Origin of the sequence: Erwinia sp. MYb416, from assembly GCF_037479575.1 — a bacterium.
Classification (GTDB): domain Bacteria; phylum Pseudomonadota; class Gammaproteobacteria; order Enterobacterales; family Enterobacteriaceae; genus Erwinia; species Erwinia rhapontici.
Map to the genome: position 1 here is coordinate 1 of NZ_JBBGYT010000351.1, position 887 is coordinate 887.

Sequence of the window (887 nt, forward strand, 5' to 3'; positions counted from 1 at the left end):
GGCCACCTCCTGCACAAACGCCAGCCCCAACCCACTGCTCTTCTCGCCGTTACTGCGCGGCAGTGAATAAAAACGGTCAAAAATATGGGGCATCGCATAGTCCGGAATACCGCTACCGCTATCCAGTACGTGGAATATCACCTCATCGGTTGACTGGCTGACCTGAATCCTCACTTCGCCCTCCAGAGGCGTAAAGTCGAGTGCATTATCCAGCAGATTTCCCAGCGCCTGCTCCAGTAATAGCGCATCGGCCCGCATAGACAGCCCGTCAATGGCTGCATCGTCGAAGGCCAGATATTTACCCTGAGCCTGCACCGCCCGGCTGTCACACAGTGAGGCAATCAGAGGCAGCAGACTGACCGACTGGCGCTGAATTTCAGGGCGGTTTTCCAGCGTTGCCTGGCGAAGCAAATTGTCGATCAATCGTTGCATACGAATATTTTGTTGAAGAATATTCGCAGAGAAACGCTGAACCACCTCAGCCGGGGGGCATTCACGCAGGATTTCCGCCGCGCCGCGGATCGCCGCCAGCGGGCTTTTCAGTTCGTGGGTTAGCGCATGGGCATAATGCTCAATGTAGCGCTTCCCTTCCAGCCGCAGACGCATACTCTCCAGCGCCTGCGCCAGTTTGCGTAACTCAGTGCTGTTCATGGCTGGCAGTGGTTGCACATCGCCTTCTGTTACCGAGTCGGCATAACGCACCAGGCGACCAACAGAGCGGTTAATCCACAGGACAAACCCCAGACCGATCAGCAAAGCAATACCCAGCAGGGCTGCACCCGCCCAGAGAATACGGTGTTCACTGCGGCGGATCACCGGCACCATCGTACTGTTGGCTTTCCCCACGCTGAGCACCCCCAGCAGATTCGCACCATCACGCACTGGGG

Annotated in this window: 1 protein-coding gene; it reads right to left on the reverse strand. The window is 57.2% G+C overall.

Annotated features, from left to right (window positions below; translation table 11 throughout):
- On the reverse strand, positions 1 to 887 hold an 887-nt coding region (creC, locus tag WH277_RS05195; RefSeq protein WP_339504816.1), incomplete at both ends, for a two-component system sensor histidine kinase CreC.